The sequence below is a fragment of the Lentzea flava genome (genome assembly GCF_014648475.1).
Lineage (GTDB): Bacteria > Actinomycetota > Actinomycetes > Mycobacteriales > Pseudonocardiaceae > Lentzea > Lentzea flava.
Genome location: NZ_BMRE01000142.1, coordinates 1 through 1354, shown reverse-complemented (window position 1 = coordinate 1354; position 1354 = coordinate 1). Strand labels below are relative to the sequence as shown.

Annotated in this window: 1 protein-coding gene; it reads left to right on the top strand. The window is 71.1% G+C overall.

Annotated elements, in window-relative coordinates; all coding sequences use genetic code 11:
• Positions 1-200: 200 nt before the first annotated feature.
• The coding region (locus IEZ09_RS45865; protein WP_189260140.1) for an IS30 family transposase at positions 201-1354 on the top strand (1154 nt) is incomplete at its 3' end.

Sequence of the window (1354 nt, the reverse complement as noted above, 5' to 3'; positions counted from 1 at the left end):
GTTCTGAGGAGTTGCGGGCGAGGTTCTTCGAGGCTCTGGATCGGGAGGACGGCAATATCTCGGCTGCTGCCCGGGCGGTCAGGGTCAGTCGTGGGCGGGCGGTCAGGTGGGCGCATGCGGCCGGTGTCCGCGGGCGGGGGAAGACGGGCACGGCCGGGCATCCGGGCCGGGCGGAGTACGACCGGCTGTGCGCGGCCGGGGTGCCCCGGCGGGACGCGGCGGCGCAGGCCGGGGTGCATGAACGCACGGCCAGGGACTGGGACCGTGGCATCCGGAAGATCGGCAACGCGCGCCTGCACCCGGATGGCCGCCGGATCGACTACAAGACAGGCGTGAGCACCACTGTCTGCGCGGCGCCGGCATCGTTGTCCGCGGTCGAGGCCGAGTTGCATCCTCGGTTCCTCACCGTGACCGAGCGGGAGCTGATCTCGGATCTGCGTCGTCAGGGCGAGTCGCTGCGGGCGATCGGGCGGGCGCTGGGCCGTCCGGCGTCCACCGTCAAACGCGAGATCGACGCCCGCTCGGCCGAGGGTGTCTATCAGCCGCATCGGGCGCATCGGGCGTGGGCGGCCAGCCGGGCACGGCCCAGGCAGTCCAAGCTCGCCCAGGACGGCCCGCTGCGCGACCACGTCGCCCAGAAGCTGCGTGAGCGCTGGTCGCCCGAGCAGATCCGCAACAATCTCCTCCTCGAGTTCCCCGGCGACGAAGGTATGCGAGTGAGTCCGGAGACGATCTACCAGGCGATCTATGTCCAGGCCCGGGGCGGGCTGCGGCGCGAGGTCGCGGTCGCGCTGCGCACCGGCCGCACCCGCCGCAAGCCACATCGCAGCGCGGAGCAGCGCACGCCCCGGTTCGCCGACGAGATGGTGATGATCTCCGAACGCCCCGCCGAGGTCGAGGACCGGGCGGTCCCAGGCCACTGGGAAGGCGACCTGATCATGGGCAGCCGCAACGAGACCGCGATCGTGACCCTGGTCGAGCGGCACACCCGCTACGTCCTGCTCGGGCACCTGCCCGGCGGGCACACCGCCGAGGAGGTCCGCGACGTGCTGACCGCGTTGATCGCGACCCTGCCCGAGCACCTGCGCGGCTCGCTGACCTGGGACCAGGGTAGTGAAATGGCCGCGCACAAGCAGTTCACCGTCGCGACCGGAGTGCCGGTCTACTTCTGCGACCCGCACAGCCCCTGGCAACGCGGCAGCAACGAGAACACCAACGGCCTGCTGCGCCAGTACTTCCCCAAAGGCACCGACCTGTCCGTCCACAGCGCCGAAGACCTCGAACACGTCGCCCAGCAACTCAACGGCCGACCACGCAAAACGCTCGGCTGGGCAACCCCAGCCGAGCGTCTGCG